27 protein-coding genes and 1 tRNA gene are annotated in these 24,783 nt (G+C 66.6%); 13 read left to right on the top strand and 15 right to left on the bottom strand.

Annotated elements, in window-relative coordinates:
* Nucleotides 1-2: 2 nt before the first annotated feature.
* From eccB to AC5Y2L_RS24360, 3 genes are all read right to left on the bottom strand, one after another.
* Nucleotides 3-1,511 (bottom strand): type VII secretion protein EccB, encoded by a 1,509-nt coding sequence (gene eccB, locus AC5Y2L_RS24370; protein ID WP_499938278.1) that lies wholly within the window; start codon nucleotides 1,509-1,511, stop codon nucleotides 3-5.
* Between the two features lie 71 nt (nucleotides 1,512-1,582).
* Entirely contained in the window at nucleotides 1,583-1,915 is a 333-nt protein-coding gene (locus tag AC5Y2L_RS24365) for a DUF2710 family protein (RefSeq protein ID WP_499938365.1), read from the bottom strand.
* 41 nt (nucleotides 1,916-1,956) lie between these two features.
* Nucleotides 1,957-3,237: a DUF5631 domain-containing protein gene (locus AC5Y2L_RS24360; RefSeq protein ID WP_499938277.1), complete on the bottom strand. Its 1,281-nt coding sequence runs from the start codon at nucleotides 3,235-3,237 to the stop codon at nucleotides 1,957-1,959.
* Nucleotides 3,238-3,318: 81 nt separating this feature from the next.
* Between AC5Y2L_RS24360 and AC5Y2L_RS24355 the strand changes: the two genes are divergently transcribed.
* Complete coding sequence (locus tag AC5Y2L_RS24355; protein WP_499938275.1) at nucleotides 3,319-3,462, top strand: hypothetical protein; 144 nt, start codon at nucleotides 3,319-3,321, stop codon at nucleotides 3,460-3,462.
* Nucleotides 3,463-3,465: 3 nt separating this feature from the next.
* Here the strand turns inward: AC5Y2L_RS24355 and AC5Y2L_RS24350 are convergent, their stop codons facing one another.
* From AC5Y2L_RS24350 to AC5Y2L_RS24330, 5 genes are all read right to left on the bottom strand, one after another.
* Entirely contained in the window at nucleotides 3,466-3,771 is a 306-nt protein-coding gene (locus AC5Y2L_RS24350; protein ID WP_499938273.1) for a DUF2694 family protein, read from the bottom strand.
* Nucleotides 3,768-4,085 (bottom strand): ESX-1 secretion-associated protein, encoded by a 318-nt coding sequence (locus AC5Y2L_RS24345; RefSeq protein ID WP_499938271.1) that lies wholly within the window; start codon nucleotides 4,083-4,085, stop codon nucleotides 3,768-3,770. The genes AC5Y2L_RS24350 and AC5Y2L_RS24345 overlap by 4 nt, the downstream gene beginning before the upstream one ends.
* 10 nt (nucleotides 4,086-4,095) lie before the next feature.
* Nucleotides 4,096-5,574 (bottom strand): DUF4226 domain-containing protein, encoded by a 1,479-nt coding sequence (locus AC5Y2L_RS24340; RefSeq protein WP_499938269.1) that lies wholly within the window; start codon nucleotides 5,572-5,574, stop codon nucleotides 4,096-4,098.
* A gap of 117 nt (nucleotides 5,575-5,691) precedes the next feature.
* Nucleotides 5,692-6,057: a HepT-like ribonuclease domain-containing protein gene (locus AC5Y2L_RS24335; RefSeq protein ID WP_499938267.1), complete on the bottom strand. Its 366-nt coding sequence runs from the start codon at nucleotides 6,055-6,057 to the stop codon at nucleotides 5,692-5,694.
* On the bottom strand, nucleotides 6,057-6,509 hold the full coding sequence (locus tag AC5Y2L_RS24330; protein ID WP_499938265.1) for a helix-turn-helix domain-containing protein: 453 nt from the start codon (nucleotides 6,507-6,509) through the stop codon (nucleotides 6,057-6,059). The genes AC5Y2L_RS24335 and AC5Y2L_RS24330 overlap by 1 nt, the downstream gene beginning before the upstream one ends.
* Nucleotides 6,510-6,649: 140 nt before the next feature.
* On the opposite strand from AC5Y2L_RS24330, the gene AC5Y2L_RS24325 reads away from it, so the two are divergent.
* Nucleotides 6,650-7,033 (top strand): hypothetical protein, encoded by a 384-nt coding sequence (locus AC5Y2L_RS24325; protein ID WP_499938263.1) that lies wholly within the window; start codon nucleotides 6,650-6,652, stop codon nucleotides 7,031-7,033.
* A 17-nt stretch (nucleotides 7,034-7,050) separates the two neighbouring features.
* Here the strand turns inward: AC5Y2L_RS24325 and AC5Y2L_RS24320 are convergent, their stop codons facing one another.
* From AC5Y2L_RS24320 to AC5Y2L_RS24310, 3 genes are read right to left on the bottom strand one after another with little or no spacing between them, the layout of a single operon-like run.
* Nucleotides 7,051-7,407, bottom strand: coding sequence for a DUF4226 domain-containing protein (locus AC5Y2L_RS24320; RefSeq protein ID WP_499938261.1), 357 nt, complete (start codon nucleotides 7,405-7,407; stop codon nucleotides 7,051-7,053).
* A gap of 8 nt (nucleotides 7,408-7,415) precedes the next feature.
* On the bottom strand, nucleotides 7,416-8,252 hold the full coding sequence (locus tag AC5Y2L_RS24315) for a C40 family peptidase (RefSeq protein WP_499938259.1): 837 nt from the start codon (nucleotides 8,250-8,252) through the stop codon (nucleotides 7,416-7,418).
* Nucleotides 8,239-9,003 carry a helix-turn-helix domain-containing protein gene (locus AC5Y2L_RS24310; RefSeq protein ID WP_499938257.1) on the bottom strand — a complete coding sequence of 255 codons (765 nt, stop codon included), beginning with the start codon at nucleotides 9,001-9,003 and terminating at the stop codon, nucleotides 8,239-8,241. The genes AC5Y2L_RS24315 and AC5Y2L_RS24310 overlap by 14 nt, the downstream gene beginning before the upstream one ends.
* A 144-nt stretch (nucleotides 9,004-9,147) precedes the next feature.
* Between AC5Y2L_RS24310 and AC5Y2L_RS24305 the strand changes: the two genes are divergently transcribed.
* Genes AC5Y2L_RS24305 through AC5Y2L_RS24290 form a run of 4 tightly spaced genes read left to right on the top strand, consistent with a single transcriptional unit; the run spans nucleotide 9,148 to nucleotide 12,341 of the window.
* Nucleotides 9,148-9,564 carry a WhiB family transcriptional regulator gene (locus AC5Y2L_RS24305; protein WP_499938255.1) on the top strand — a complete coding sequence of 139 codons (417 nt, stop codon included), beginning with the start codon at nucleotides 9,148-9,150 and terminating at the stop codon, nucleotides 9,562-9,564.
* Nucleotides 9,565-9,619: 55 nt separating this feature from the next.
* Nucleotides 9,620-11,002, top strand: a complete 1,383-nt coding sequence (locus AC5Y2L_RS24300; RefSeq protein ID WP_499938253.1) for an acyl-CoA dehydrogenase family protein — start codon at nucleotides 9,620-9,622, stop codon at nucleotides 11,000-11,002.
* A 29-nt stretch (nucleotides 11,003-11,031) separates the two neighbouring features.
* Nucleotides 11,032-12,009, top strand: coding sequence for a pirin family protein (locus AC5Y2L_RS24295; RefSeq protein ID WP_499938251.1), 978 nt, complete (start codon nucleotides 11,032-11,034; stop codon nucleotides 12,007-12,009).
* Nucleotides 12,006-12,341 (top strand): GNAT family N-acetyltransferase, encoded by a 336-nt coding sequence (locus AC5Y2L_RS24290; protein WP_499938249.1) that lies wholly within the window; start codon nucleotides 12,006-12,008, stop codon nucleotides 12,339-12,341. Before AC5Y2L_RS24295 ends, AC5Y2L_RS24290 begins: the two co-directional genes overlap by 4 nt.
* Nucleotides 12,342-12,365: 24 nt before the next feature.
* Here the strand turns inward: AC5Y2L_RS24290 and AC5Y2L_RS24285 are convergent, their stop codons facing one another.
* The 4 genes from AC5Y2L_RS24285 to AC5Y2L_RS24270 all read right to left on the bottom strand — a co-directional run bounded on the left by AC5Y2L_RS24285 (nucleotide 12,366) and on the right by AC5Y2L_RS24270 (nucleotide 14,545).
* Nucleotides 12,366-13,673: an ammonium transporter gene (locus AC5Y2L_RS24285; RefSeq protein WP_499938247.1), complete on the bottom strand. Its 1,308-nt coding sequence runs from the start codon at nucleotides 13,671-13,673 to the stop codon at nucleotides 12,366-12,368.
* A gap of 90 nt (nucleotides 13,674-13,763) precedes the next feature.
* Nucleotides 13,764-14,147 (bottom strand): type II toxin-antitoxin system death-on-curing family toxin, encoded by a 384-nt coding sequence (locus AC5Y2L_RS24280; protein WP_499938246.1) that lies wholly within the window; start codon nucleotides 14,145-14,147, stop codon nucleotides 13,764-13,766.
* Nucleotides 14,144-14,344, bottom strand: a complete 201-nt coding sequence (locus AC5Y2L_RS24275; RefSeq protein ID WP_499938244.1) for a CopG family transcriptional regulator — start codon at nucleotides 14,342-14,344, stop codon at nucleotides 14,144-14,146. Before AC5Y2L_RS24275 ends, AC5Y2L_RS24280 begins: the two co-directional genes overlap by 4 nt.
* Nucleotides 14,345-14,459: 115 nt before the next feature.
* Nucleotides 14,460-14,545 (bottom strand) — tRNA-Leu (locus AC5Y2L_RS24270).
* A 248-nt stretch (nucleotides 14,546-14,793) separates the two neighbouring features.
* Between AC5Y2L_RS24270 and AC5Y2L_RS24265 the strand changes: the two genes are divergently transcribed.
* From AC5Y2L_RS24265 to pknB, 7 genes are all read left to right on the top strand, one after another.
* The gene (locus tag AC5Y2L_RS24265) at nucleotides 14,794-16,560 is read left to right on the top strand and encodes an FHA domain-containing protein (protein ID WP_499938243.1); all 1,767 of its coding nucleotides are present in this window, start codon (nucleotides 14,794-14,796) and stop codon (nucleotides 16,558-16,560) included.
* A 124-nt stretch (nucleotides 16,561-16,684) separates the two neighbouring features.
* A complete protein-coding gene (locus AC5Y2L_RS24260) occupies nucleotides 16,685-17,152 on the top strand; it encodes an FHA domain-containing protein FhaB/FipA (protein ID WP_499938242.1) in 468 nt (155 codons plus the stop codon).
* 49 nt (nucleotides 17,153-17,201) lie between these two features.
* The gene (locus AC5Y2L_RS24255; RefSeq protein ID WP_499938240.1) at nucleotides 17,202-18,695 is read left to right on the top strand and encodes a PP2C family protein-serine/threonine phosphatase; all 1,494 of its coding nucleotides are present in this window, start codon (nucleotides 17,202-17,204) and stop codon (nucleotides 18,693-18,695) included.
* A complete protein-coding gene (locus AC5Y2L_RS24250; protein ID WP_499938238.1) occupies nucleotides 18,692-20,104 on the top strand; it encodes an FtsW/RodA/SpoVE family cell cycle protein in 1,413 nt (470 codons plus the stop codon). Before AC5Y2L_RS24255 ends, AC5Y2L_RS24250 begins: the two co-directional genes overlap by 4 nt.
* Nucleotides 20,101-21,579, top strand: a complete 1,479-nt coding sequence (gene pbpA / locus AC5Y2L_RS24245; RefSeq protein WP_499938236.1) for a D,D-transpeptidase PbpA — start codon at nucleotides 20,101-20,103, stop codon at nucleotides 21,577-21,579. The genes AC5Y2L_RS24250 and pbpA overlap by 4 nt, the downstream gene beginning before the upstream one ends.
* Entirely contained in the window at nucleotides 21,576-22,865 is a 1,290-nt protein-coding gene (locus AC5Y2L_RS24240) for a serine/threonine-protein kinase (RefSeq protein WP_499938235.1), read from the top strand. Before pbpA ends, AC5Y2L_RS24240 begins: the two co-directional genes overlap by 4 nt.
* Nucleotides 22,862-24,739: a Stk1 family PASTA domain-containing Ser/Thr kinase gene (gene pknB / locus AC5Y2L_RS24235; RefSeq protein ID WP_499938233.1), complete on the top strand. Its 1,878-nt coding sequence runs from the start codon at nucleotides 22,862-22,864 to the stop codon at nucleotides 24,737-24,739. The genes AC5Y2L_RS24240 and pknB overlap by 4 nt, the downstream gene beginning before the upstream one ends.
* Nucleotides 24,740-24,783: the final 44 nt, after the last annotated feature.

Genomic DNA, 24,783 nt, shown 5'->3' with positions numbered 1-24,783 from the left:
GTCTAGCTCCCGTTGTTCTGATCGTTGGGATCGGGAATGGGTGCCACCATCCCACCCCCGGGAATCGCGTCGCGGGCCACCAACGCGGCGTCACGGCTGATCGCCGGCCCGGTCGCAAACGTGCGGACGATCGGCCACGGAGCTTGCGCTGCAAGGCGCGAATCCAGCCCCAACGCTCGCAGGGTCCGCTGATCGGATTGGATGCCGTACCGAACCCCTTGCGGGGAAAGCCAATACAAACTCTCCCGGCTGCCGGCGGCGACAACGCCGCTCGTCGTCGCAACGAAATTGGCCGCGTCCGGCAACACCAGCGTCTGGTTGGCCTCCACCGAATCGGGATGGCGGTCGTCGCGAACCAACTGCACCAAGCGGGAATCCATGCCGATCGGTACCGGCAGACCGCGCCCGCTGAATACCGCGACCCGGGCCTGGGGATCACCGGCTTGCTTCTCCCATCCCACGCATGTCACCGGATTCGCGGACGTATCAACGAAATCCAGCTTTCCGGTTGGGTAATAGTCGACATTGAGCACATCGACCACCGGGATGTGTATCAGCTTGTCCGGCGCCACCAGCGTCGGCGTCGTCGAACCGTGCGAATCCCCGGAGCGCAACAGGTCCGCGACGAAACTGCTGATCTTCTGCACGCCTCCGGCCAGCAACACGTAGAAGCCATTGACGGCCCCGCTTGCATCGCGGGTCTCCAGAACGCTGCCCACCGAGGCCCCGGGCAGCCATTGCGACGGCGTGCCGGCCGCCGGAACGGCAGGCAACACAAGGGGTTCCGTCGACGGCATGGCGTCGAACAGGGCGTTGGAGATTTCAACGGGATAGGTCACTCCGGGGTCGAGACCGAGGTTGAAGGTGACCGCTCGCTCGGTGGGCTCGATCCGGGACCGCTGCCCGTGCCAGATGACGTAGGTGGCGCCACGATGAGTAGCCAGGATGGCTTGGCCAGGACCCATCGCCGCGGCCCTCCCGAACGGCGAGAGTTGACCCGCAATCGCCGTCACCACGGCAGCCGTCCCGCCGGCCGGGGTGGCGCCCCGGTTGGCCGCGGTGTCGCACACCGACCACGCCGATACGGCGCCCGACGTGACCGGCAGGCTGTCCGGAACACCGGGGATGCCTATCGTCGGTCCGGTCGGGTATTTGGCGATCTCGCCCGCTTTGACCCAGGCGGGGGCGGCGGCATTGCCCACCGCCAATCGTGCCGAGGTCAGGTTGAGCGCCGGGTAGAGGCGCCCGTTGATCTTGGCGTACACCGCGCCGGTGTCGCGGTCACCGACGATCGCCGATTCGCCGACCAGACCGGCGGGTTTCATGATGTGCAATAACGCCATCCAGGCGACGCCGATGACGACGAGCACCATCGACAACGCCACCGCCGCTTGCTGTTTGCGATCGTCGTGCTTCATGCGTACGGAGAACCTGGTGATCGCAGCGCGCAACCGCCGGTTATAGAACAGGTGCCCTGAATTCTGGTCCCGATTGGACAGATTGAGTGGCACTCTTCATTTCCCCCTTCGACAGGATCATTCGTCGGGCAGCCCCAGCACGCTTGCGTGCTGCGGCACCGCCGTCAGCGCAATTGGCCGCCGTACCTGGCCTGGTTCTCGGCTTGTGCCTCCGCCCGCAACGCTGCGATGGCGAGGTTCAACCGGTCGGTCAGTTCCCCATGTGCATATCCGGTCATCACGTCCGGATGCAGCGTCAATTCGAGCAATCGGCCGTCGGAATTCGCGACGGCATGAATATCGCCCAAGTCGACACTGTATGTGACGGTTTCTGCCTGCGCGACAAGGGCTTCCCACTTGTCCGCCGCCTCGCTCAGCTCGCGCAGAACTGATTCGACGAGATCTTTGTCCGTCAGGTCACTCAGCTCACCGCTGCGACCGTCCGACCCCGACACGATGACAGTATGTCGACGGCCCCCACCAGCGTCAATTCAAAGGCTCAGGGCTCCATTGACGGCTCACCGCCGGTCTCCCACCGGGTCACCGGTGGGGCGTTCAATTTCTGGAACCAGCAGAGATGGTAATTCGCCGATATTCGGTCCCCGGTGACAAATCCTTCGGTGGCCGCCAACAACAGACAATTCAGCAAATGCGCAGGGTCGACATCCGGAAATTGGGTCAGCAGTTGCTGATACGCGGTGTCGCGATGCACGCGAAGCAGATCCACTTCGTCGTCGACCACGCCGGTTCCCGCGGCAGCGGCCCTCGCCAGGGTATGCACCATCCGCGGTACGCCATCGCGCCAGTGCGTGGCTTGGCTCAGATCCCAGCCCAGGTCATCGATCGGCGGCAGTTCGCGTGGTTGCACCGACGTCGGCGTGGCGGCGAACTCAGCGGGCCAGTCCATAGCGTCGCCAGGCGCATAGGTCACCTTGCGCAGGGTGTCGCCCAGCAGGGCTGACACTTTGCCGGTGCGCCGTTCGGGCGCCAGCAGGCGCACCTCTTCGGGGATGGCGATGCCTGCCGGAATCCAGCCATGCGCTAGGTCAGTGACCAGCACTGTCGTCCCATCCGGGCAGTCGCCGACGGCCCAGTTCAGTCTGGGATCTTGACGAACGACGAACGCGAGGAGTCGTTGCAGTCGTTCATCCTCGGACTCCGCGGGAACCGTGGGCGCCGGGGCTGGTGGTGGCTGCGACTGCGATGCCGGCTCGGCGGCGAGGTCCGCAGAGCCGGTCGGCGTCGCGGGTGTTGGCGCCGCCGATGCGTCAGGGACCTGGCCGTCCACCCGCACCGCACCGGTACTGAACGTGCTCTGCGGCGCCGCGCTGGGCGGCTCTGGGTGCCGGACAGGCGGCATGACCTGCGTCTTGTCCAGATCCATCGCGGCGGAGTCGGGCGGTTTCGCACCTCGTGCGGGCGGTGGAGCCGTCATCGGCTGCAAATGACGAAGTACCGACTCGACTCGCCGCACAGCGCGGGCTCGAGATTGCTCGATCACGCGTGCCTCTTGTGCCCGCCGGACCGGATCGGCCATCCCGGCGCGTCTCATCAGCTTGAGCTCATCGTTGGCGTTACGGGCGATCCGCTGCAGGTCGTCGCGGAGATGGTCGGCAAGCGCGGCGTTCTCGGGAGTGATCGTCGACAGCTCGGCCGGCCAAAGACCGCCGATGACCCATGCGGTGCAATCGATGGGAGAGCTGAACGCCGGTATCGTCAACGATTCCTGCGTCGCTCTGCGCAGGCGCTGGCGCGCCGTCATCCGACCGAAGATCGCCACCGGGAAAGCGTACCGGCGTCCGGGGCTGACGTGCGCAGACGGTGAATTGTGTGGCCCTCGCGGCGTGGGTAGCGTGGGGACATGGCTGATTCTGCGCTGCAGCAGCAACTCGACGAGGTGCGTGCGCTGCTCGGCCGGGCCCGAGAACTGTTCGGCGCCAACCCAATCGAGCCACCCGCCGATATCGTTCCGAACCCTGACGCGGCCAAGACCTGGCTGGTTTGAACGTCAGCTGCCGCGGCGGCGCAACTGATGCGCCAGTAACTTCTCGATCGCCGCATCCAAGTCGTGCGGGGTTGGCACCTCCGGTGAGGGCGAGTGCCCGGCGGCCACGATCTCGTCGCGCACTTCCAGCAAAGCCTTGAGGCACGACACGTCGGCCGTCAAGAGAATGGCCTGCGCCAGGGTGGACGCATCGGTGTCCATCGCCTCGGCGCTCAGCGCGACGCTGTGCAGGTATCCGCCGCGACAGGAACGGACCAGGATGTGTCCGCTCGGATGAACGGTGTCGAAGGCCGGATTGGGGTCCGTCATCGACCGCCGTCGGCGACGCCGCCGAGGTTGCGTGCCGCGTCCTGTTCGTGCTGCTCCCACGCCGTCGCGGTCGCCCTGAGGTTGCGGGCCATGTTGGCGTGGTCGTCGGCCTGTTGTTCGTAGCACCGTCGTCTCAGCTCGAGCAGTTCGCGTCCGGCGTCGCGAAGCTCGCCGAAGATCGGCCCCAGCGAGTCCAGGCTTTCCTGGATCGCTGGATGCGATGACGGCACGGTCCGTAGATAACCGGAGACCTGCTCGTGATGCGCCGCCGCTGCACGCAAGTGCGCGGGCACCACCTGGACTTGCTCTGCCATCCGTTGTCTCCTACTCGTGCGCTGGGGCGCTCACTCTGTAAGCCGCCGGGCGGGTCGGTGTCGGTGGTTCGGTTTGCGCCGGCGCCGTGCCCGGTGCCGCATTCGCCGGCGTCGGCGGATGCTCCCAGCCTAGAAAGCTGGGTCCGCTGACTGTCGAGATGTGCTGGATTTGACCGTCCATGATCGCTTTGCTGTGACCGAGCGCCAGGGCGTGACGATCGGTGAACATACCGACGTCACCCGGAGTGACCCGGGACGGTTCGAGAGGATGAGCAACCGGCGTCCCGGGCGGCGGAATCGTGATTCCCTGCTGGCGAAAGGCCTCGGCGATGGGAACTCCGGCAGCCGCGGCCTTGATGGCCGCGGCCAATTGCGGGCTGGCGGCCGTCACCGTTTCGCCGTCGGGCAGCGTCACCGAGGTCGGGCCCGCCGGCTGCGGTTCGGGCACTGCCGACGACGGCTCCTTGCGCTCGCCGTCCTCGTCACGGGGGTCCTCGGGTCCGCCGTGGCCCTTTTCGGCCCGCGGGTGCGTGTCCTCGTCGAGGTCGCGGAGCGCCGGATCCATCTCGCCGCCCCTCGACGCAGTGGGCAGCGCCAAGCCGCTCGGCAGCCCCAACCCGGGCATGGAGGTTGGCAGTGCGCCGCCGGGCGTCGCTGCTCCGCCGAGATTGGGGATGCTCGGCATGGCGGGAGCCACCGGCATGGCAGGCGCTGTGGGTGCGGCGGCGACGGCCGGCGCCGGGGACTCCCCGGCGAGCAAGCCGGGATCGGCACCCAGCAGCGCATCGAGGTAGGGATCCGCTCCGTCTCCGCTGACTCCGCCGGCGGGTGCCGGTGCGGGCGTGGCCACCGGCGACCGCGCTTCACCGGCACCAGTGGGCACCGCCTTGGACGCCTCGTACAGCGATGTCCACGCGGCCATCAGGGCGGACTTCGACGTGTCGTCAAGGCTTGCATCAGCGACCACTGCCCGGATGTCGCGGAGCTTGCCGATGAGAAACCGCTGGAAGTCGCGCGCGCCCGCGGGGGTGTCGAGATCGGATCGCGTGCGCAGCGCGGCTTCGATCTCCTGCTGTAATTTGGTCAGCGCTGCCCTGCCGTCCACGGCTTTGAGGTGTGCATTCAGAATCGCCGAAATCACTTGCAGATCGAGCTGCGAACTGGCCGAATTCTGGTGTGCCAGAGCGGCTTCGGCCCGCGCTATGGCTTCGGCAGCGTCGCTGTCCGGTCGATCCGAGGGCGGCCTGTCGGTGGCCGGCGGCCTTCCCGTCGGCCCTTCCCCAGGCGCACCCGGCCCGGCACCGAACAGCTGGGGATGCTGCTTGCGGATCTTGCCCAGAATCGCTTCTATCTGTTCTGGACGAGCGAGCGGCAGGTTGATGACGGCCGCCACCTCGTCCGGCGTCAGACCCGTCTTCCATGCCTGCGGGTCGCCGGTGGCGGCCTGGATGCGCGAGAGCGCTGCGGCCAGGTCTGCCCAAGTCGACATCGGCTACGCCTACCGCGTTTGCGGGTGCCGCCGCGCGTCCTCCATGCGCGGTGACAGTACGCAGGCGGCTGCACCGCGACAATTCACCTCACTGTCAGTGCGGGGAGAACCTGCGAGTCAACCCAGAATCTCCTCGACATAGCGCTTCAACTCGGCCGCTTGGGTAAGGGAGATCCACACCTGGTGGTAGTCGAGGGCCCGGTACTTGTGATCGGCGATTATCCGTACGCCGATGATCTGCTGCCAGGGCTGAGCCGGATACTCTTCGCGAAACTCGGAAGGTATATGGGAAGCGGTTTCTCCGATGCGGCCTAGGACGGCCTCTGCTGCGCGTTGCTGGCGCCATTGCGTCAATAAGCGCTCCCGGCCGTCGGCCACCAGCTCCGCCGCTTCCCCACAGAATTCGCACAAATCATCGAGTCGGTCGACGATGCGGTCGCCATATCTGCCCGCAATGTAAGCGCGGCCGGTGCGCGGCGGCATCAAACGGGCAGCGCGTCCGCCACGACCCGGCGACCGAACCGTCCCCGCAGGCCGCTCTCGCTGATGACCTCGACCGGCACTCCGAGCAATTCGCGCAACTCCCCTTGCAGCAAAGCGACATCGCCAAGCGACGAACCCGGTCGAAACCTCACCACCAGATCGATATCACTATCAGGGGTGTCCGTTCCACGCGCGACCGAGCCGAAGACTCTCGGGTTCTCCGCACCGTACTTGCGCGCAACGGCCCGGATCTCCTCGCTGTGCCGACGCACCAGCTCCGACGGACGCACCCGGGTCGCCTCCTCGATCCTGGCCAAGACTCGCGGGGTCACCGGGCGTGCTCCGCGTTCGTAGGCAGATAGATGCGGTTGCGCGATGCCAGTGGCTTCGGCGAGCTGTGCTTGGGTCATTGCGGCCCGTTCACGAAGACCCCGTATCCGATCGCTGCTCACGTCGTCGAATATACCATCTACGGTATGTCGGCGCTTTGCCGCGGCGCCGCGGCCAACGGCTGACGCAAGAATTTCGCAAGTCCCCGGCGATAACCTACGGCCGACGTCAGCCGAGGAATCAGATGAACACCATCCGCACCGTGAAACCAACTCTTGCGAGGGCATTACTGTCAATCGGCCTGGCGCTGGCCGGCTTTGGGCTGGCCGACGGCACAGCCGAGGCCAAAACCGGCCCGCCGCCGCTGGGCGCCTGGCCCGGGTGTCCGGAAGACCATCCCGCCGGGCCGTGTCACTGGTGCCCGGGGGATCCACCGGTTCAGACCGGCAATCTTCGGGTGAACCCAGTGATTTGGGACAACAACGTCTGCCACACCTACTGGTATGTGTACTTCGGGCAAGGCAATGTTGCGCAGAACATCTTTGAGGGGGAGGTTCCGCCACCGCCGCCTCCGCCGCCGCCCCCGGCTCTGATCAATAAGGACAATTGCCGCTTCATCCTCGGAAACTTTTGCCCGCGGGCATGAAGCAAATCCGTCTTCGGCTAAGGCCGCGGGGCTTCGTAGTGCTCCCGTAAGCCCTGCAGCACAGCGCTTTTCGCCTGGGCAACGTCGCGGACGTGCGCCATGACGGCTGCGATCTCGCGCTCTTTGGCAACCAGAAAACGTTGAAACTCGCGCGCGCCCAAGGGGGTATCGGCGGCGGACTGGTCCGACACGGCCTGCTCGATTTCGGCTGCGATCGCATCGAGTCGGCGCACGCCCTCGCGCATTTCGGCATGAGCGGTGGCCAACGCGTCCATCAGCGCCCGGTCGGCGTCAGAGATGGCGCTGTGCCGGCTCGCCAATCCCGCCTGTTGCGCCTGAATGGCCGCTATTGAAGGTCCGGTCTGCTCCGCCATGATCCTCCTCAAACCGGCCGACGAATTTGCACGTAATTACCCAATCGGCTGATCCGCACCGATGCGCCAGAGTAGGGCGCTTCGACGACCAAATTGTTGCCGATCGCCATCTGCACGTGTCCGGAATGCGGAAAGACGAGGTCGCCCGGCCGGACTTGTGCGCGCGGCACCGGAATTCCGTCGTTGATCTGTTGATAGGTAGTGCGGTCCAGGTGGACTCCGGCTTGCGCGTAGGCCCATTGGACCAAACCCGAACAGTCGAACTGGTTGGGCCCGGATGCACCCCAGACATACGGGCGGCCCAGCCGCGACAGCGCGGCGCGCACCGCAACGGCGGCCCGCCCGCCCGTCGCCGGTAGCCGCAACCCGGTCGGTGCTGCGCCGCGATGGTGGGTCAGCCGATATCGCAACGCGCGCAACGCCGCAACATGCTGTCGCGCCCGCCACCGGGCTGCCAACACGTGCGCGCGCTGAGCCCGCAGGCGCGCCGCCCGACGCCGTATCGCTTCGCGCTGCGCCATCGGCGTCGCGGGCGCGACGGCAGCATCGGCGCGAGCCGCATCTAGCACTCCTTTGGTCAGCTCATGTGCCCGCGCCCGGTCCCGATGGGCGCCCGCCAGCACGGCCGTTATCGCGCTATCCGTTCGTGTCGCCGACAGCAAGGCGTCCCGGCTCCGGTGCACCGATTCGCGGTAATAGCCATGTGCCGCAACGGCATTGGCTGCAGCAGTGCGCTGCAGCAGGTCGGCGTGGTGTCCGCTGCCGGCATCCACCGCCGCGGGCCGCGTGTCACCGGCGAACAGTTGGTGCGCCCGGCTCAACGCCTCGATCTCACTCTGAACCACTGGTTCCCCCAGACTCGATGGCGTCGGTAAACGCGCGCATGCGGGGGAGAGCGCCCGGCGGGATGGCTCCCCCGTTTCGGATATCCCACACCTCGTCACTGCCGACACCAAGCAGCGCGGCGATGACGGTTTCCGGTAAGCCCGACCGCGCGCACGCGCGATCGAACCGCGCGCTCAAGCTGGTCGGCATCCGCTCGAGCAGCGCACTGCGCGTCTCCTCGAGTTGCTGCAGATGTTCCATCAGCCGGCCGGTCGAGTCGGCGCCGGCATTCACCGCGACCCGCCAGGAGCCGGCGGCCAACAACTCGGCCTTCACACACTGTGCGATCACAGAGAGAATATACGTCTCGTATTCGTTCGACGTCGTCGCAGGCAATCGCTCGATTACCGATTTGATGGCGTCGAGCTGGGCTTCGGCGTAACCCTCGAGCACTTCGGTGTCGCTCTTGCGATCCACGACGACCGTGCCAGAACGTCTGCCGGCGAACTGCCCGGGTGGCGCAGCGGCGATGAGCCGGGCGAGCTCGGCATCCGGATCGGCCGCGACCAGCAGCCGCGAATAGGTGCCGGGGGGCAACCCGAGCCCGTTTTCTACCTTCTGAACAGTGCTCTTATGCGGCTTGCGGGCGCCACGCTCCAAATAGCTCAAACCCATGATGCTGACACCGGTCGCGGCCGCCAGATCCGCCAGCGACAGATCGCGCGACTCTCGCAGCGCTCGTAGCGCCGCGCCGGCCGATTCACGGCCCATCGCCCGCTCCGGCCACAGAGCGGATATTACACAAGCGGGCCGTCATTCCAGGGATATACGTTTTCGTCACGTTTCGCTTGCCTCCTCACGTGTTTCGTGTATACGATTCCGCCTACGTTTTCGGCCTCGGACAAGGAGAACAACATGGGACATCCCTGCGCGGTGAACCCCGAACTGTGGTTCGGCTACCCGGATGACGACGGCGGTGACGGAGCCGCCAAGGCTCGCGCGTACGAGCGCTCGGCCACCGAGGCGCGGATCCAATGCCTGCGCCGCTGCCCGCTCGCCCAGCAGCGGCTGTGCGCCCAGCGTGCGATCAAGCATCGCGAAGAATACGGCGTATGGGCCGGCGTCAAGCTTCCCGGCGGGCAATACCGCAAGCGTGAACAACTCGCCCGCGCCCATGAGGTGCTGCGGCGGATCGCCGCCGGCGAAATCAACGCCCGCGAGCTGCCCGAGAACGCGGCGCTGCTGGCGCGCCGGGAGCGCGATGCCCTGCCGGCGGCCGCGGTGGTGTTGCACCTTCCTCCGGCCCGAGTGGGACCGCGTCCTGCGGCCTGACGGTGCGGTCGGCGGGGCAGTTTGTTGACCGATTCGACGGGGTAGCCGCGCAGGCATGACGTTCGACCTGACGCCGACGGCAGCACAACACGACCTCGCCCGACGCACTCACGAATTCGCCGAAGATTGCATACGCCCCGTTGCGCTCCACTACGACCAGCGGCAGGAGTTTCCCTGGCCCGTGCTGGAGGAGGCTGCGCAGCGCGGGTTCTACAGCCCGCTGTTCTATCGCGACTTGATCGGTGACCCGACCGGCATCTCGCTGCCGATGTTCATGGAGGAGTTGTTTTGGGGTTGTGCCGGTATCGGTTTGGCGATTGTCATGCCGGCGCTGGCGTTGTCTGCGATCGGTCAGGCCGCGTCGCCCGAACAGATGCTGGAGTGGGCGCCCGAATGCTTCGGGACCCCGGGCGATCTCAAGCTCGCCGCGTTGGCCATCTCCGAGCCCGAAGGCGGCAGCGACGTGCGCAACCTGCGCACCACGGCGCGGCGCGACGGTGGCGACTGGATCATCGACGGCCACAAGATGTGGATCGGCAACGGCGGGATCGCCAACGTACACGTCGTCAACGCGGTCGTCGATCAGGACCTCGGCCACCGCGGTCAAGCGCTGTTCGTGGTGCCGGGCGGCACGCCCGGACTGGAACTGGTGCGCAAACTGGACAAGCTGGGCTGCCGCGCGTCGCACACAGCCGAGTTGCGGTTCGACGGCGTGCGGGTTCCGGCAGCGAATTTGCTTGGCGGACAAGAGAAACTCGACGCCAAACTGGCGAAGGCTCGCGAAGTGGTGGCCGGCGGTCAACGATCCGGCTCGGCAACGCTGGGCACCTTCGAACAGACGCGCCCGATGGTCGCCGCGCAGGCGATCGGGATCGCCCGCGCCGCACTGGAATACGCGACGGCCTATGCCACCGAGCGCGAGGCGTTCGGCGGACCGATCATCGACAACCAGGGCATCGCATTTCCCTTGGCCGAGCTGGCCACCCAGATTGATGCGGCCCGGTTGCTGACCTGGCGTGCCTCCTGGATGGCGGCCAACGGGGTACCGTTCGAGCGAGGCGAGGGCTCGATGTCCAAGTTCGCCGCCAGCGAGGTCGCCGTCAAGGCGACCGAGCGTGCCATCCAGACCATGGGCGGCTGGGGTTACATCACCGACCACCCGGTGGAGAAGTGGTACCGGGACGCCAAGCTGTACACCATCTTCGAGGGCACCAGCGAAATTCAGCGGATGGTCATCTCCAACGCGCTGGGCGCGGCGGTGGGCACGCCGCCACTGCATGTGGTCTTGGAGCCCTCCGGTGGGCCGTTCAATCGGATGTTCGGTCGCGGTACCCCGTTGCGGTCGCGCGCTGCCGATGTCGCGCTATCGATGCAGGATCGGGTCCCCGAGCCGGTCATGCGGTTGGCGATGAAGGTGCTGCGGCCACCGGGCCGGTGAGTCGTTAGAACACAGGTAGCGTCGGGCTGGTGAGCAATCTCGAGGCGGCGCCGGTGGAACTTGCCTGCACGGCGTCGCGGGCCGCAGGTGTCGAGGTGCTGCGGCCGCGCGAGGTTCCCCTGGGCGGCCCGCGCGCGATCCCGGTGCGACGTACGCTGCCGCAACGCCGGCGCTCGCTGATCGGTGCTTGGTGTTTCGTCGACCACTACGGTCCGGTCTCGGCGCGGATGGACGTTCCGCCTCATCCACACACCGGGCTGCAGACGGTCAGTTGGCTGTTCAGCGGGGAAGTGGAACACCGCGACAGCGGCGGCGTCCATGCCATGGTCCGGCCGGGCGAGCTGAACCTGATGACGGCGGGAGTCGGCATCTGCCACTCCGAGGTTTCGACGGGATCGGATGCCGGCACGGTTCTGCACGGTGCACAACTGTGGGTGGCACTGCCGGATTCCGCTCGCGACACCGGACGCGGCTTCGCCCACTACGCTCCCACGCCGATTTCGTTGGCCAATGCGGTGGCGCGGGTATTCCTCGGGGAACTGGCGGGCAGTCGTTCGCCGGTGTCGACGTTTACTCCACTGCTGGGCGCCCAGCTCGACCTCGACCCGCGCGCAGAGTTGGACATCGACGTCGACCCCTCGTTTGAACACGGTGTGCTGTGCGACAGCGGTGAGGTGGAGATGTGCGGGACTGCCCTGGCGGTCGGCGACCTCGGGTACCAGGGAACGGGGCACTCGATGCTGCCGCTGCGCAACACCGCCGAGCGGCCCGCGCGGGTGCTGCTGCTGGGCGGCACACCGTTCGACGAAGAACTGGTGATGTGGTGGAACTTCGTGGGCCGCAGCCACGACGACATCGTCACCTATCGCCGGCTGTGGGAGGACGCCGACGAACGCTTCGGCGCCGTCTCGGGGTATCACGGTGCGGTCACGCGGCTGCCCGCCCCGCCGATGCCGACCAGCCGGCTGCGGCCCAGACCGATACCGACCAGAAGGGAATCCAGATGACTGCGGACAAGACGGGCGCCGAAACCACGGTGAGCTTTGAGGACGGGCGGTACACCATTGCCGTCGACGGCAAAACCGTCGGGGTCGCCGAATTCGCCGATCGTGGCAATCAGCGCGTCTTCCACCACACCGAAACCGACCCGGCATACGGCGGACGAGGATTGGCGACGATCCTCGTCGAGCATGCGCTGAAAGCGACGCGCGAGGCGGGCAAGCGCATCGTCCCGCTGTGCTCGATGGTCGTCACGGTGCTGAAGAAACACCCCGAATACGACGACATCACCGATCCCGTCACCGTCGATGTCCAACAATGGGCGCAGACCCTGCCATAACCGCGTCGGAGGCAGGCCGCGGGCTCAGCCGTCGTCGTCGTCCGTCGGGCGCACGCGTGAAGCGTCCCGGTCGCCGAATAACGGTCGGCGTACCTGCTGGTGCCCGTATACGCCTTCGGCATAGGCCGTTTCGGCGTGCTGGGTGAGGTCGACCCCGCTGACCTCGTCTTCGGCGCTGACCCGGAATCCCATGAATCGCTCGATCAAGGTGGCCAGTAGATAAGTCACTGCGAAGGCGTACAGCCCGACCACCACCATCGCCAGAGCCTGTTTGCCCAGTTGGCTCAGGCCGCCGCCGTAGAAGAGGCCGTTCGGGCCGTGAGTCATCACCGCGGTGGCGAGCAGGCCGATCAGCAGCACGCCGACGACTCCGCCGACGAAGTGCACCCCCACCACGTCAAGTGAGTCGTCGTAGTTGAGTCTGAACTTCACCGCGACCGCGAAGGAACACACGATGCCCGCCATCAGCCCGACGACTGCGGCGCCCACGGTGTTCACCGTGCCGCACGACGGGGTGATGGCCACCAAGCCGGCGACCACTCCGGAGGCGGCGCCGAATGTGGTCGGCTTGCCGTCCCGAACCCGTTCCACCGCAAGCCATCCCAGCATGCCAAGGCAGCCGGCGACCAGGGTGTTGAGGAAGATCGCCGACGCCAACCCGCTGGCGGCCAGGGCCGAACCGGCGTTGAACCCGAACCAGCCGAACCACAGCAGTCCCACTCCGAGGAGCACGAACGGCAGGTTGTGCGGCCGCATGGCCTCCACCTTGAAGCCGATGCGCGGGCCGAGGACCAGTGCCAACGCGAGCGCCGACGCGCCCGAAACGATCTCGACGACCAGTCCGCCGGCGTAGTCCAGCACCCCGAGCTTGGACAGCCACCCCGTCGGCGCCCAAACCCAATGCGCCACAACGGAATACACGGTAACCGCCCAGATGGGCACGAAAACCATCCAGGCCGCGAACTTGGCGCGGTCGGCGATCGCGCCGCTGACCAGCGCGACGGTGATGATCGCGAACGTCAACTGGAAGGTGGCGTACAGCAGTTCGGGAACCTGTCCGTGCAAGGTTTCCGGACCGATGCCCCGCATCCCGGCGTGTGCCAATCCGCCGAGGAATCCGCCCGCACCACCGCCCGAGAACGCCAGGCTATAGCCGACCAGCAGCCATGCCACCGTGACCAGAGGTATGGATATGAAGCTCATCATGATCATGTTGAGCACGCCGCTGGTGCGCACCATGCCCCCGTAGAAAATCGCCAACCCGGGCGTCATCAGCAGCACCAGGGCGGTACTGGCCAGCAGCCAAGCGGTGGCGGCGGGATCGATGTTCAACTTTGCGCCCCTCTCGATAACCGTCGATGAGGATATCGGCGCGATTTTGCACACCAGCAGCAGACGGGGCGATAGCGGGCGTCCCCATGACTAGGCTTGCCGGGCCATACCGCCCAATCGATGGGCGATCTTGGCGACCGCGTCGAGCTCGCCGGTCGCCACCGCGATCACCAGATCGAACTTGTCGTCCTCGGAGGCAGAGATTGTGTAGCCGTTGTAGCCGTAGAACAGCCGCATGGCGACCCAACCGAGCCGCTTGTTGCCGTCGACCAGGGCGTGGTACTTGACCAACGACTCCAGTAGTGCGGCGGCCTTCTCGTGGATCGCCGGATAGGCGTCCTCGCCGAACACCGAGGTCCGGGGACGGGCGAGTGCGGATTCGAGCAGGCCGTAGTCACGGACCTGTGGGGGGTGCCCAAGATAGGCCGCAGCCGCGGCCAGCAAGTCATCGAGATCGAGGTATTCGCTGCTCATGCATCCGCTAGGCGCTTGAGCAACCCGGCATCCTCATCAACGATCTGGGCCAGCAGGGCGGCACGGCGTGCCTCGCGGTTGTCGAGATATTGATCGACGGCCTTGAGAGCAACGGCCTGCATTGACAGACCCTCCCGAGCAGCAGCCTCGCGCAGCCGCGCGGCCTGTTTTTCGGTCAGTCGCAATGTCATCGCCATGATGATCATGGTATCGAGTGATACCAGCCGATACCACTGCTACCTCGGTACCTACCTGTTATAGCCGACGCCTCGACCGTCAACCGCGTAAAGAGGCGCTGAGCTGCGCTTACCGTGGTGGGCGAAGGGGGACTTGAACCCCCACGTCCCGAAGGACACTGGCACCTGAAGCCAGCGCGTCTGCCATTCCGCCACTCGCCCGAAACAACCGCAGGACCATACCACTGTAGTAGTAGCGTCCCCCGGCCGCTCAGGGGCCTGCAGACCGCTGCAGCCCGCGATGCCAGTTTCTTAACGAGACTGTGAACATTGGGGCGCGATTCTCAGGATTCTCACGGTGCCGAACGATCGCAATGTCCCGATACCATGCTTGGGTGATCAATACGCGGGGGAGTCGTTTGCCTTGCGGTCAAGATCCGCCCAGATAAATGGGGTGCGAGTGCTGAAAGATGGGTAGCCAAAAAAGGCTCGTTCAGCGCATCGAGCGCAAACTCGAGACGACCATAGGAGACGCGTTTGCCCGGATGTTCGGCGGATCGATCGTGCCGCAGGAGGTCGAAGCCCTGTTGCGCCGCGAGGCGGCCGATGGCGTCCGGCCGCTCCCGGGAAATCGCCCGTTGGCGCCCAACGAATACATCATTACCCTCAGTGTGCACGACTTTGAGAAGGTGGGCGCCGATCCAGATCTCACGACGCGCGCCTTCGCCAGGTACTTGGCGGACTACGTCCACGAACAGGGGTGGCAAACGTATGGTGATGTGGTCGTCCGGTTCGAGCCGTCGTCGAACCTGCATACCGGCCAGTTCCGCGCCCGCGGTGCTGTCAACCCCGACGTCGAGCCCCGCCCGACGGTCACCGATTCCGCCCGACCACAATCAGATCAAGCGTTTGGCGCAGAACCAGGAGTACCACCAATGACCGACAATTCGAGCTACCGCGGCGGTCAGGCGCAGGGGCGACCCGGCGACGAGTATTACGACGACCGCTACGGCCGTCCGCAAGACGGCCCGGATCCCCAGGGTGGCCACGACCCGCGTGGCGGCTATCCGCCGGAGCAGGGCGGCTACCCGCCCCAGCAGGGATACCCTCCGCCCCGGCATGAGCAGGGCTACCCCGGCCAGGGCGGCTACCCGGATCAGGGCGGCTACGGACAACAGGGCGGCTACCCGGGGCAGGGCGGATATCCCGGCCACGGCGGATATCCCGGCCCAGGCGGATATCCGGATCAGGGCGGCTACGGCGGCCAGGGCGGCTATCAAGACCAAGGCGGCTACCAGGGCCCGGGTGGCTACCAAGACCAGGGCGGTTACCAACCGGCGCCGCCGTCGTATGAGCAACAGCCTCCTACCTCCTACGGCGGCGCCCAGTACGACCAGGGCTACCGTCAGGACGCGGGCAGCTATGCGCCGCCGCAAGGCGGTGGGCAGCCCGGCTATGCCCCGCCGCAAGGTGGCGGGTACGGCGACTACGGGCAGCGCCAGGATGAGAGCGGCTACGGTTCCGCCCCGTCGGCCCCGGCCGAGCAACGGCCGGCTTACCCGGATCAGGGTGGTGGTGGATACGACCAGGGTTACCAACAGGGCAGCCCGGGCTACGGTCAACAGGACTACGGCCACCAGGACTACGGCCACCAAGATTACGGCCAGCAGAGCTACGGTCAACAGGACTACGGCCAGCAGGACTACGGCCACCAGGACTACGGCCAGCAAGATTACGGTCAGCAGGACTACGGCCAACAGGACTACGGTCAGGACGCTTTCACCCGCTATGCCGATGCCCCTCCCGGTGCCGGCTACGCCCCTGCTGCCGGCGGCGACTACGGCGCACCCGCCCGGAGCGACTACGACTATGGTCAGTCGGGCGGAGCCGCCGACTATGGTGCCGCCGGCGGCTACGGCGGCTACGGTCAAGGCGGCTACGGGGCTCCGGCCGCGACGGTCACCCTGCAACTGGACGACGGCAGCGGGCGCACCTACCAGCTGCGCGAAGGTTCGAACATCGTGGGCCGTGGACAGGACGCTCAGTTCCGGCTACCCGACACCGGCGTCTCCCGCAGGCATCTGGAAATTCGCTGGGACGGGCAGGTCGCACTGCTGTCCGACCTCAACTCGACGAACGGCACCACGGTCAACAACGCACCGGTACAGGAGTGGCAGTTGGCCGACGGCGACGTGATCCGTCTGGGCCATTCCGAGATCATCGTCCGCATTCACTGACCTGCTGGGGCCACAGCCGCCGGGCTTCGCCACGCGTCGACCACTGTCCAAGTATCGTGACGTTGCCGAAGTGCTCGGTGGCACGGATGCGGGGGATAGGGCGCCAGGACGGAAAGGACGCCAGATGCAGGGATTAGTACTGCAGCTGACGCGCGCCGGATTTTTAATGTTGCTATGGGTATTCATCTGGTCCGTACTGCGGATCTTGAAGACCGACATCTACGCGCCGACCGGCGCCGTCATGGTGCGTCGTGGCCTCACGTTGCGAAATACGCTGCTGCCTTCGCGCCAGCATCGGCATGCCGCCCGCTATCTGGTGGTGACCGAGGGGGCGCTCGCCGGCGCGCGCATCACGCTGAGCGGGCAGCCGGTGTTGATTGGGCGCGCTGACGACTCCACCCTGGTGCTCACCGACGACTACGCCTCGACGCGGCACGCCCGGCTTTCTCAACGCGGCTCAGAATGGTATGTCGAGGATCTAGGATCGACGAACGGCACCTACCTCGATAGGGCGAAGGTGACGACTGCGGTACGAGTCCCAATCGGAACGCCGGTTCGGATCGGCAAGACAGCAATCGAGTTGCGCCCGTGACCCGCGCCGGCGACGATGCAGAGCGCAGCGATGAGGAGGAGCGGCGCTCGTGACTCTGGTCCTGCGATACGCCGCCCGCAGTGATCGCGGCTTGGTACGCGCCAACAACGAAGACTCCGTCTACGCCGGCGCGCGACTCCTGGCGTTGGCCGACGGCATGGGCGGCCATGCGGCCGGGGAAGTGGCCTCCCAATTGGTGATCGCCGCGCTGGCGCACCTCGATGACGACGAACCCGGCGGCGACCTGCTGGGCAAGCTCGAGGCGGCGGTGCGCGCCGGCAACTCCGCCATCGCCGCGCAAGTCGAGATGGAGCCCGACCTCGAGGGGATGGGCACCACGCTCACCGCAATCCTGTTCGCCGGCAACCGGCTCGGGCTGGTGCACATCGGCGACTCGCGCGGCTATCTGTTGCGCGACGGCGAGCTGACCCAGATCACCAAGGACGACACCTTCGTGCAAACCCTGGTGGACGAAGGACGGATCACCGCCGAAGAAGCACACAGCCACCCGCAGCGCTCACTGATCATGCGCGCCCTGACCGGCCACGAAGTCGAGCCCACCCTCACCATGCGGGAAGCACGCGCCGGCGACCGTTACCTGCTGTGCTCGGACGGGTTGTCCGACCCGGTCAGCGACGAGACCATCCTCGAAGCGCTGAAAATCCCCGACGTCGCCGAAAGCGCTTACCGGCTCATCGAATTGGCGCTGCGCGGCGGCGGCCCGGACAACGTGACCGTGGTGGTCGCCGACGTCGTCGACTACGAGTACGGCCAGACTCAGCCGATTCTGGCCGGAGCCGTTTCCGGTGAAGACGACCACGCAACCCTGCCCAACACAGCCGCCGGCCGCGCCTCGGCCATCGGGCCGCGGAAGGAAATCGCCAAGCGCGTCCCCCCGCCCATCACGCCACCGCGTCGGTCACGGTGGTCGCGCTGGCGACTGCCCATCATCGGCGGCCTGGTCACCTTGTTGCTGGTGGCCGGTCTGTTCGTGGGTTGGATGTTCATTCAGCAGAACTACTACGTGGCCGAACACAACGGCAACGTGACGATCATGCGCGGTATCCAGGGCGGGATCTTCGGCATTTCTTCAAACGACCCCTATTCGGTCGCGTGCGCCGACGCCAGCAACCCCCCGCAGTTGTCCTTCGTCCCTTACGGGTCCAAGGGCCGCAGCTGCCAACTAGTTACCCTCAAGGATCTGCGCGGTCCCGGGCAGGAGCAGGTGCAGAACAGAAAGCTCCCGGGCGGCAACCTGGGTGACACCGAACGACAGCTCAAGGAGTTGCTGACTCGCAACCTGCTGCCAGTGTGCACGAGGCATGGCGTGTCCCCCGAGCCGTCGGAGCCTCAGCCCAGCACTTCGCAGACGACGACACCCTCCACCTCATCCGCCGCCTCAACAACCGGCTCGCCGCCCAGCACGCATTCTTCAGGCGTCACCACATCGACCAGCCCGCCCAGCACGTCCCCGTCACCGGTGAGCACAATCCCGGGACCGTCGCCTCAGAAGCCGGGCGTCGACTGCCGGGAATCCGGATGACGACCCAAGTTCAGCCGCCGGTGGCGGTGACGCCTCCGTTGCCGACCCGGCGCAACGCCGAACTGCTGCTGCTGTGCTTCGCGACGATGATCACCGTCGCCGCCTTGCTCGTCGTCGAGGCCAACCAGGAGCATGGCTTGCGCTGGGATCTGGCCGGCTACGGGTTGGCCTTTCTGACTTTGTTCGGCTGCGCGCATCTGGCGATCAGGCGTTCGGCCCCCTACACCGACCCGCTCCTGCTGCCCACGGTCGCATTGCTCAACGGACTGGGCCTGGTGATGATTCACCGGCTCGATCTGGCCGACAAAGCCGCGCATGCCCACCGTCATCCCGAAGCCGCTCACCAAATGCTGTGGACCCTGGTCGGTGTGAGCGCGTTCGCGCTGGTGGTGACCTTCCTGAAAGATCACCGACAGCTCGCGCGGTACGGCTACCTGTGCGGACTGACCGGTCTGGTACTGCTGGCGATTCCCGCGCTGCTGCCCGCGTCGCTCTCCGAGCAGTACGGCGCCAAGATCTGGATCCGATTTCCGGGCTTCTCGATCCAGCCCGCGGAGTTTTCCAAGATTCTTCTGCTGATCTTCTTCTCGGCAGTGCTGGTGGCCAAGCGCGGCCTGTTCACCAGCGCCGGCAAGCATGTGATGGGCATGACCGTGCCCCGCCCGCGCGACCTGGCGCCCCTGCTGGCCGCTTGGGTGATCTCGATCGGCGTGATGGTCTTCGAGAAGGACCTGGGGACTTCGCTGCTGTTCTATGCGTCTTTTCTGGTGGTGGTATATCTGGCCACCCAACGCTTCAGTTGGGTGGTCATTGGGATGGTGTTGTTCGGCGCGGGAAGCATTGCGGCGTACTACTTTTTCGACCATGTCCGGGTCCGCGTGCAGATGTGGTGGGACCCCTTCTCCGATCCCGACGGGCACGGCTTCCAAATCGTGCAGTCGTTGTTCAGCTTTGCCACCGGCGGCATTTTCGGCACCGGGCTGGGCAACGGTCAACCGGACACCGTGCCGTTCGCCTCGACCGACTTCATCGTCGCCGCGTTCGGCGAAGAGCTTGGGCTGGTCGGGTTCGCCAGCGTGTTGATGCTGTACACGATCGTCATCGTGCGGGGCCTGCGGACGGCGATCGCCACCCGCGACAGCTTCGGCAAGCTGCTGGCCGCAGGCCTGGCGTCGACACTGGCCCTTCAGCTGTTCATCGTGGTCGGCGGGGTCACCAAACTCATCCCGCTGACCGGGTTGACAACCCCATGGCTGTCGTACGGTGGGTCGTCGTTGTTGGCCAACTACGTGTTGCTGGCCATCCTGGCGCGCATCTCGCACGGCGCCCGGCGTCCCATACGTACCCGTCCGCGCAGCAAGACGGCGCCGATCGCGGCGGCCACCACCGAGGTGATCCAGAAGGTATGAACACCTCTCTCCGCCGGATCTCGGTGACCGTGATGGCGTTGATCGTCCTGTTGTTGCTCAACGCAACGTATACCCAGGTGTTCACCGCCGACGGACTGCGCGCCGACCCCCGCAACCAGCGGGTCCTGCTTGACGAGTATTCGCGACAGCGTGGGCAGATCACCGCGGGCGGTCAGCTGCTGGCGTTTTCGGCGGCCACTGACAACCGCTTCCGGTTCTTGCGGAAATACCCCAACCCGGAGGTGTACGCGCCGGTCACGGGCTTCTACTCGCTGAATTACTCCAGTTCCGGACTGGAACGGGCCGAAGACGCCCTGTTGAACGGCTCCGACCAGCGGCTGTTCGGGCGCCGCCTGGCCGACTTCTTCACCGGTCGAGATCCGCGCGGCGGGAACGTCGAAACCACGCTCAGCCCACGCGTCCAGCAGGCCGCCTGGGACGCGATGCAGCAGGGCTGCGGCGGTCCGTGCAAGGGAGCCGTCGTCGCCCTGGAACCGTCGACCGGGAAGATCCTGGCGCTGGTGTCGTCGCCGTCCTATGACCCCAACCGGCTGGCGTCACACGATCCGGGCGAGCAGATGCGGGCGTGGCAGCAGTTTCGGGACAGTCCGGATTCCCCGATGACCAACCGCGCCATCTCCGAGACCTATCCGCCGGGCTCCACGTTCAAGGTGATCACCACCGCTGCCGCGCTGCAGGCGGGGATCAAAGAGGACCAGCAGCTGACGGCGGCGGCCAGGATCCAGCTCCCCGACAGCAAGGCGTTCTTGGAGAACTACGGTGGTACCCCCTGTGGCAGCGGCGAGACCGTCTCGCTGACACAGGCTTTCGCCCTGTCGTGTAACACCGCATTCGTCGACTTGGGCCTCAGCATCGGCGCCGATGCGCTGCGCAACATGGCGCGTTCGTTCGGCATCGACAGCATGCCGAGCGTGATACCGCTGCAGGTCGCAGAGTCAACCGCTGGACCCATCGCTGACCGGGCGGCGCTGGCCATGTCGAGTATCGGACAGAAGGACGTTGCGCTGACCCCGCTGGAGAATGCGGAGATCGCCGCCGCCATTGCCAACGCCGGGGTGATGATGCAGCCGTACTTGGTCGATAGCCTCAAGGGGCCGGACCTGGCCAACATCAGCACGACGGCCCCCTATCGGCAGCGCCAAGCGGTCTCGCCGCAGGTCGCCGCTAAGCTGACAGAGCTGATGGTCGGCGCCGAGAAAGACGCACAACAGAAGGGGGCCATTCCCGGCGTGCAGATCGCTTCCAAAACCGGTACCGCAGAGCACGGGACCGATCCCCGCCATACTCCACCGCATGCGTGGTACATCGCCTTCGCGCCCGCGCAGCACGCGAAGGTCGCGGTAGCGGTGCTGGTGGAGGGCGGCGGCGATCGCCTGTCCGCGACCGGCGGTACGCTGGCCGCGCCGATCGGGCGGGCCGTGATCGCGGCCGCAGTGCAGGGGACGGGACCATGAGCCCACGAGTTGGTGTGACCCTGTCCGGCAGGTACCGCCTGCAGCGCCTCATCGCCACCGGAGGCATGGGGCAGGTGTGGGAAGCCGTGGACAGCCGGCTGGGCCGACGTGTCGCGGTCAAGGTGCTCAAAGCGGAGTTCTCGCAGGATCCCGAGTTCATCGAACGGTTCCGCGCCGAGGCGCGGACCACGGCGATGCTCAACCACCCGGGAATCGCCCAGGTCCACGACTACGGCGAGAGCCAGATGAACGGTGAGGGCCGTACCGCCTACCTGGTCATGGAGCTTGTCAACGGCGAGCCGCTGAACTCCGTGCTCAAGCGAACCGGCCGGCTGTCGTTGCGGCACGCGCTGGACATGCTCGAGCAGACCGGCCGGGCCCTGCAGGTCGCACACGCCGCCGGTCTCGTCCACCGCGACGTCAAACCGGGCAACATCATGATCACGCCCACCGGGCAGGTCAAGATCACCGACTTCGGCATCGCCAAGGCCGTCGACGCCGCGCCGGTGACCCAAACGGGCATGGTGATGGGTACCGCCCAATACATCGCGCCCGAACAGGCCCTGGGTCACGAAGCGACCCCGGCCAGTGACGTCTATGCGCTGGGAGTCGTTGGCTACGAAGCGGTTTCGGGTAAGCGGCCGTTCGTCGGGGATGGCGCGCTGACGGTGGCGATGAAGCACATCAAGGAACCTCCGCCGCCGCTGCCGACGGAGTTGCCGGCCAACGTCCGTGAACTCATCGAGATCACCCTGGTCAAGAATCCGCAGATGCGCTACCGCAGCGGGGGACCGTTCGCCGACGCCGTCGCCGCGGTCCGGGCCGGCCGGCGGCCTCCGCGGCCCAGCCAGACACCGCCGGCGGGCCGGGCCTCCCCGGCCGCCATCCCATCGGCCGCGCCGGCCAGGGTCGCCGCCACGCCGGGCGGCCGCGCGGCCACTGCCCGATCCCGGCCCTCGACCGGCGCCCGGCGCCCGCCGGCACGGCGCACTTTCTCGTCAGGCCAGCGCGCGCTGCTGTTGGCTGCCGGGGTGCTCGGAGCCCTGGCCATCATCATCGCCGTGCTCATCGTCACCTCCCACGGGGCAAACGAGCCCAGCCGGCCAACAATGACCCAGACCGAAACCAACACACCGAGTGGTTCGGCACCTGGCCACCCGCAGCTGAATTGGACGGATCGGGTCCAACCGGGTAATTCTGGACGTCAACCGGCCGCAGTCGGCTGGGTTGTCAGGTTGATGCCGCAACCCGGTTCGTCGCCGGCCCGACCTGAGACACCGGAATGACCACCCCCCAACATCTGTCCGACCGCTATGAACTGGGCGACATCCTCGGTTTCGGGGGTATGTCCGAGGTTCATCTGGCCCGCGACCTCCGCTTGCACCGCGACGTCGCGGTCAAGGTGCTGCGCGCGGATCTGGCCCGCGACCCCAGCTTCTACCTGCGCTTCCGGCGCGAGGCGCAAAATGCGGCGGCGCTGAATCACCCGTCCATCGTCGCGGTGTACGACACCGGCGAGGCGGAAACGCCGTCGGGCCCGCTGCCCTACATCGTCATGGAGTACGTCGACGGGGTCACGCTGCGCGACATCGTCCACACCGACGGTCCGATGCCACCCCGGCGGGCCATCGAGATCATCGCCGATGCCTGCCAGGCCCTGAACTTCAGCCACCAGAACGGCATCATCCATCGCGATGTCAAGCCGGCGAACATCATGATCAGCACCACCAACGCGGTCAAGGTGATGGACTTCGGCATCGCCCGCGCTATTGCCGACAGCGGCAACAGCGTCACCCAGACCGCGGCGGTGATCGGGACCGCGCAATACCTTTCGCCCGAACAGGCTCGCGGTGACCCAGTCGACGCGCGGTCCGACGTCTACTCGCTGGGCTGCGTGCTGTACGAAATCATCACCGGCGAACCACCGTTCACCGGTGACTCGCCCGTCGCGGTGGCCTACCAGCATGTCCGCGAAGACCCCGTTCCGCCGTCGGCGCGGCGCGAGGGCATCTCCGCCGATCTGGACGCCGTCATTCTCAAGGCGCTCGCCAAGAACCCCGACAACCGCTATCAGACCGCGGCGGAGATGCGGGCCGACCTGGTCCGAGTGCACAACGGCGAGACGCCCGAGGCTCCCAAGGTGCTCACCGACGCCGACCGGACTTCGCTGCTGACGTCCGCGGGTGGCGGGTACGGGGGACCGCGCACCGATCCGCTGCCCCGGCAGAACTTCGACGACGACGGCGACCGAGGCGGCGGTTCGGTCGGCCGCTGGGCTGCCTTGGTCGCCGTGCTGGCGGTCCTGACGATTGGCGTCGTCATCGGCTTCAACACGTTCGGCGGAAGCACCCGCGACGTACAGGTGCCCGATGTGCGCGGTCAAGTGTCCGCCGACGCTATCGCTTCGCTACAGAACAAGGGCTTCAAGACGCGCACGCAGCAGAAGCCCGATCCGACCATCCCTGCCGATCACGTCATCGGCACCGAGCCCGGGGCCAACACGTCGGTGGGTGCGGGCGACGTGATCACCATCAACGTCTCGACCGGTCCGGAACAGCGCGAAATACCGGACGTCTCCTCGATGTCCTACGCCGAAGCCGTCGAACGCCTGAAGCGAGCCGGGTTCAGTAAGTTCAAGCAGACGACCTCGGCGTCACCGCCGGAGATGAAGGACAAGGTCACCGCGACCATCCCGCCGGCCTCCCAGTCGTATGCGATCACCCAAGTGATAACGATCATCGTCGGCACCGGGCCGGAGACTAAGCAGGTTCCCGAGGTCAAGGGCCAGACGGCCGAGGCGGCGCAAAGTTACCTCAACGCCTCCGGCTTCACCAAGGTCACCCAGGTCGATGTGGACAGCCCCCGCCCGAAAGGCGAGGTGATCGGCAGCAATCCGCCGGCCGGCCAGACGGCGGCCGTCGACTCGGTGATCCAGCTGCAGGTCTCCAGGGGCAACCAGTTCCTGATGCCCGACCTGCGGGGCATGTTCTGGGCCGATGCCGAACCGCGGCTGCGCAACCTGGGATGGAACGGGGCCCTGGACAGAGGCCCGGACGTGGACGCGGGCGGGCCCGGGCACAACAAGGTCATCACGCAAAGCCCGTCGCCCGGTACGCCGGTCAACTTCAACGGGATCATCACGCTGGCCTTCGGCCAGTAGCAGACCCCGTCCGTGGCGATCGCAAGCGCGGGGCAGCCGGGCGC

The organism is Mycobacterium sp. NGS66 (assembly GCF_059812225.1).
Note: the sequence above shows the minus strand (reverse complement) of the source record. Positions and strands in the feature narration are given on the sequence as shown.

What these genes read in the sequence shown, in the direction of transcription:
- AC5Y2L_RS24260 (WP_499938242.1), top strand. Translation starts at nt 16,685, where the DNA reads ATGCAGGGATTAGTACTGCAGCTGACGCGCGCCGGATTTTTAATGTTG.
- AC5Y2L_RS24250 (WP_499938238.1), top strand. Translation starts at nt 18,692, where the DNA reads ATGACGACCCAAGTTCAGCCGCCGGTGGCGGTGACGCCTCCGTTGCCG.
- AC5Y2L_RS24340 (WP_499938269.1), bottom strand. Translation starts at nt 5,574, where the DNA reads ATGTCGACTTGGGCAGACCTGGCCGCAGCGCTCTCGCGCATCCAGGCC.
- pknB (WP_499938233.1), top strand. Translation starts at nt 22,862, where the DNA reads ATGACCACCCCCCAACATCTGTCCGACCGCTATGAACTGGGCGACATC.
- AC5Y2L_RS24355 (WP_499938275.1), top strand. Translation starts at nt 3,319, where the DNA reads ATGGCTGATTCTGCGCTGCAGCAGCAACTCGACGAGGTGCGTGCGCTG.
- AC5Y2L_RS24275 (WP_499938244.1), bottom strand. Translation starts at nt 14,344, where the DNA reads ATGGCGATGACATTGCGACTGACCGAAAAACAGGCCGCGCGGCTGCGC.
- AC5Y2L_RS24305 (WP_499938255.1), top strand. Translation starts at nt 9,148, where the DNA reads ATGGGACATCCCTGCGCGGTGAACCCCGAACTGTGGTTCGGCTACCCG.
- AC5Y2L_RS24310 (WP_499938257.1), bottom strand. Translation starts at nt 9,003, where the DNA reads ATGGGCCGTGAATCGGCCGGCGCGGCGCTACGAGCGCTGCGAGAGTCG.
- pbpA (WP_499938236.1), top strand. Translation starts at nt 20,101, where the DNA reads ATGAACACCTCTCTCCGCCGGATCTCGGTGACCGTGATGGCGTTGATC.
- AC5Y2L_RS24265 (WP_499938243.1), top strand. Translation starts at nt 14,794, where the DNA reads ATGGGTAGCCAAAAAAGGCTCGTTCAGCGCATCGAGCGCAAACTCGAG.
- AC5Y2L_RS24300 (WP_499938253.1), top strand. Translation starts at nt 9,620, where the DNA reads ATGACGTTCGACCTGACGCCGACGGCAGCACAACACGACCTCGCCCGA.
- AC5Y2L_RS24320 (WP_499938261.1), bottom strand. Translation starts at nt 7,407, where the DNA reads ATGGCGGAGCAGACCGGACCTTCAATAGCGGCCATTCAGGCGCAACAG.
- AC5Y2L_RS24290 (WP_499938249.1), top strand. Translation starts at nt 12,006, where the DNA reads ATGACTGCGGACAAGACGGGCGCCGAAACCACGGTGAGCTTTGAGGAC.
- AC5Y2L_RS24335 (WP_499938267.1), bottom strand. Translation starts at nt 6,057, where the DNA reads ATGCCGCCGCGCACCGGCCGCGCTTACATTGCGGGCAGATATGGCGAC.
- AC5Y2L_RS24280 (WP_499938246.1), bottom strand. Translation starts at nt 14,147, where the DNA reads ATGAGCAGCGAATACCTCGATCTCGATGACTTGCTGGCCGCGGCTGCG.
- AC5Y2L_RS24345 (WP_499938271.1), bottom strand. Translation starts at nt 4,085, where the DNA reads ATGGCAGAGCAAGTCCAGGTGGTGCCCGCGCACTTGCGTGCAGCGGCG.
- AC5Y2L_RS24350 (WP_499938273.1), bottom strand. Translation starts at nt 3,771, where the DNA reads ATGACGGACCCCAATCCGGCCTTCGACACCGTTCATCCGAGCGGACAC.
- AC5Y2L_RS24240 (WP_499938235.1), top strand. Translation starts at nt 21,576, where the DNA reads ATGAGCCCACGAGTTGGTGTGACCCTGTCCGGCAGGTACCGCCTGCAG.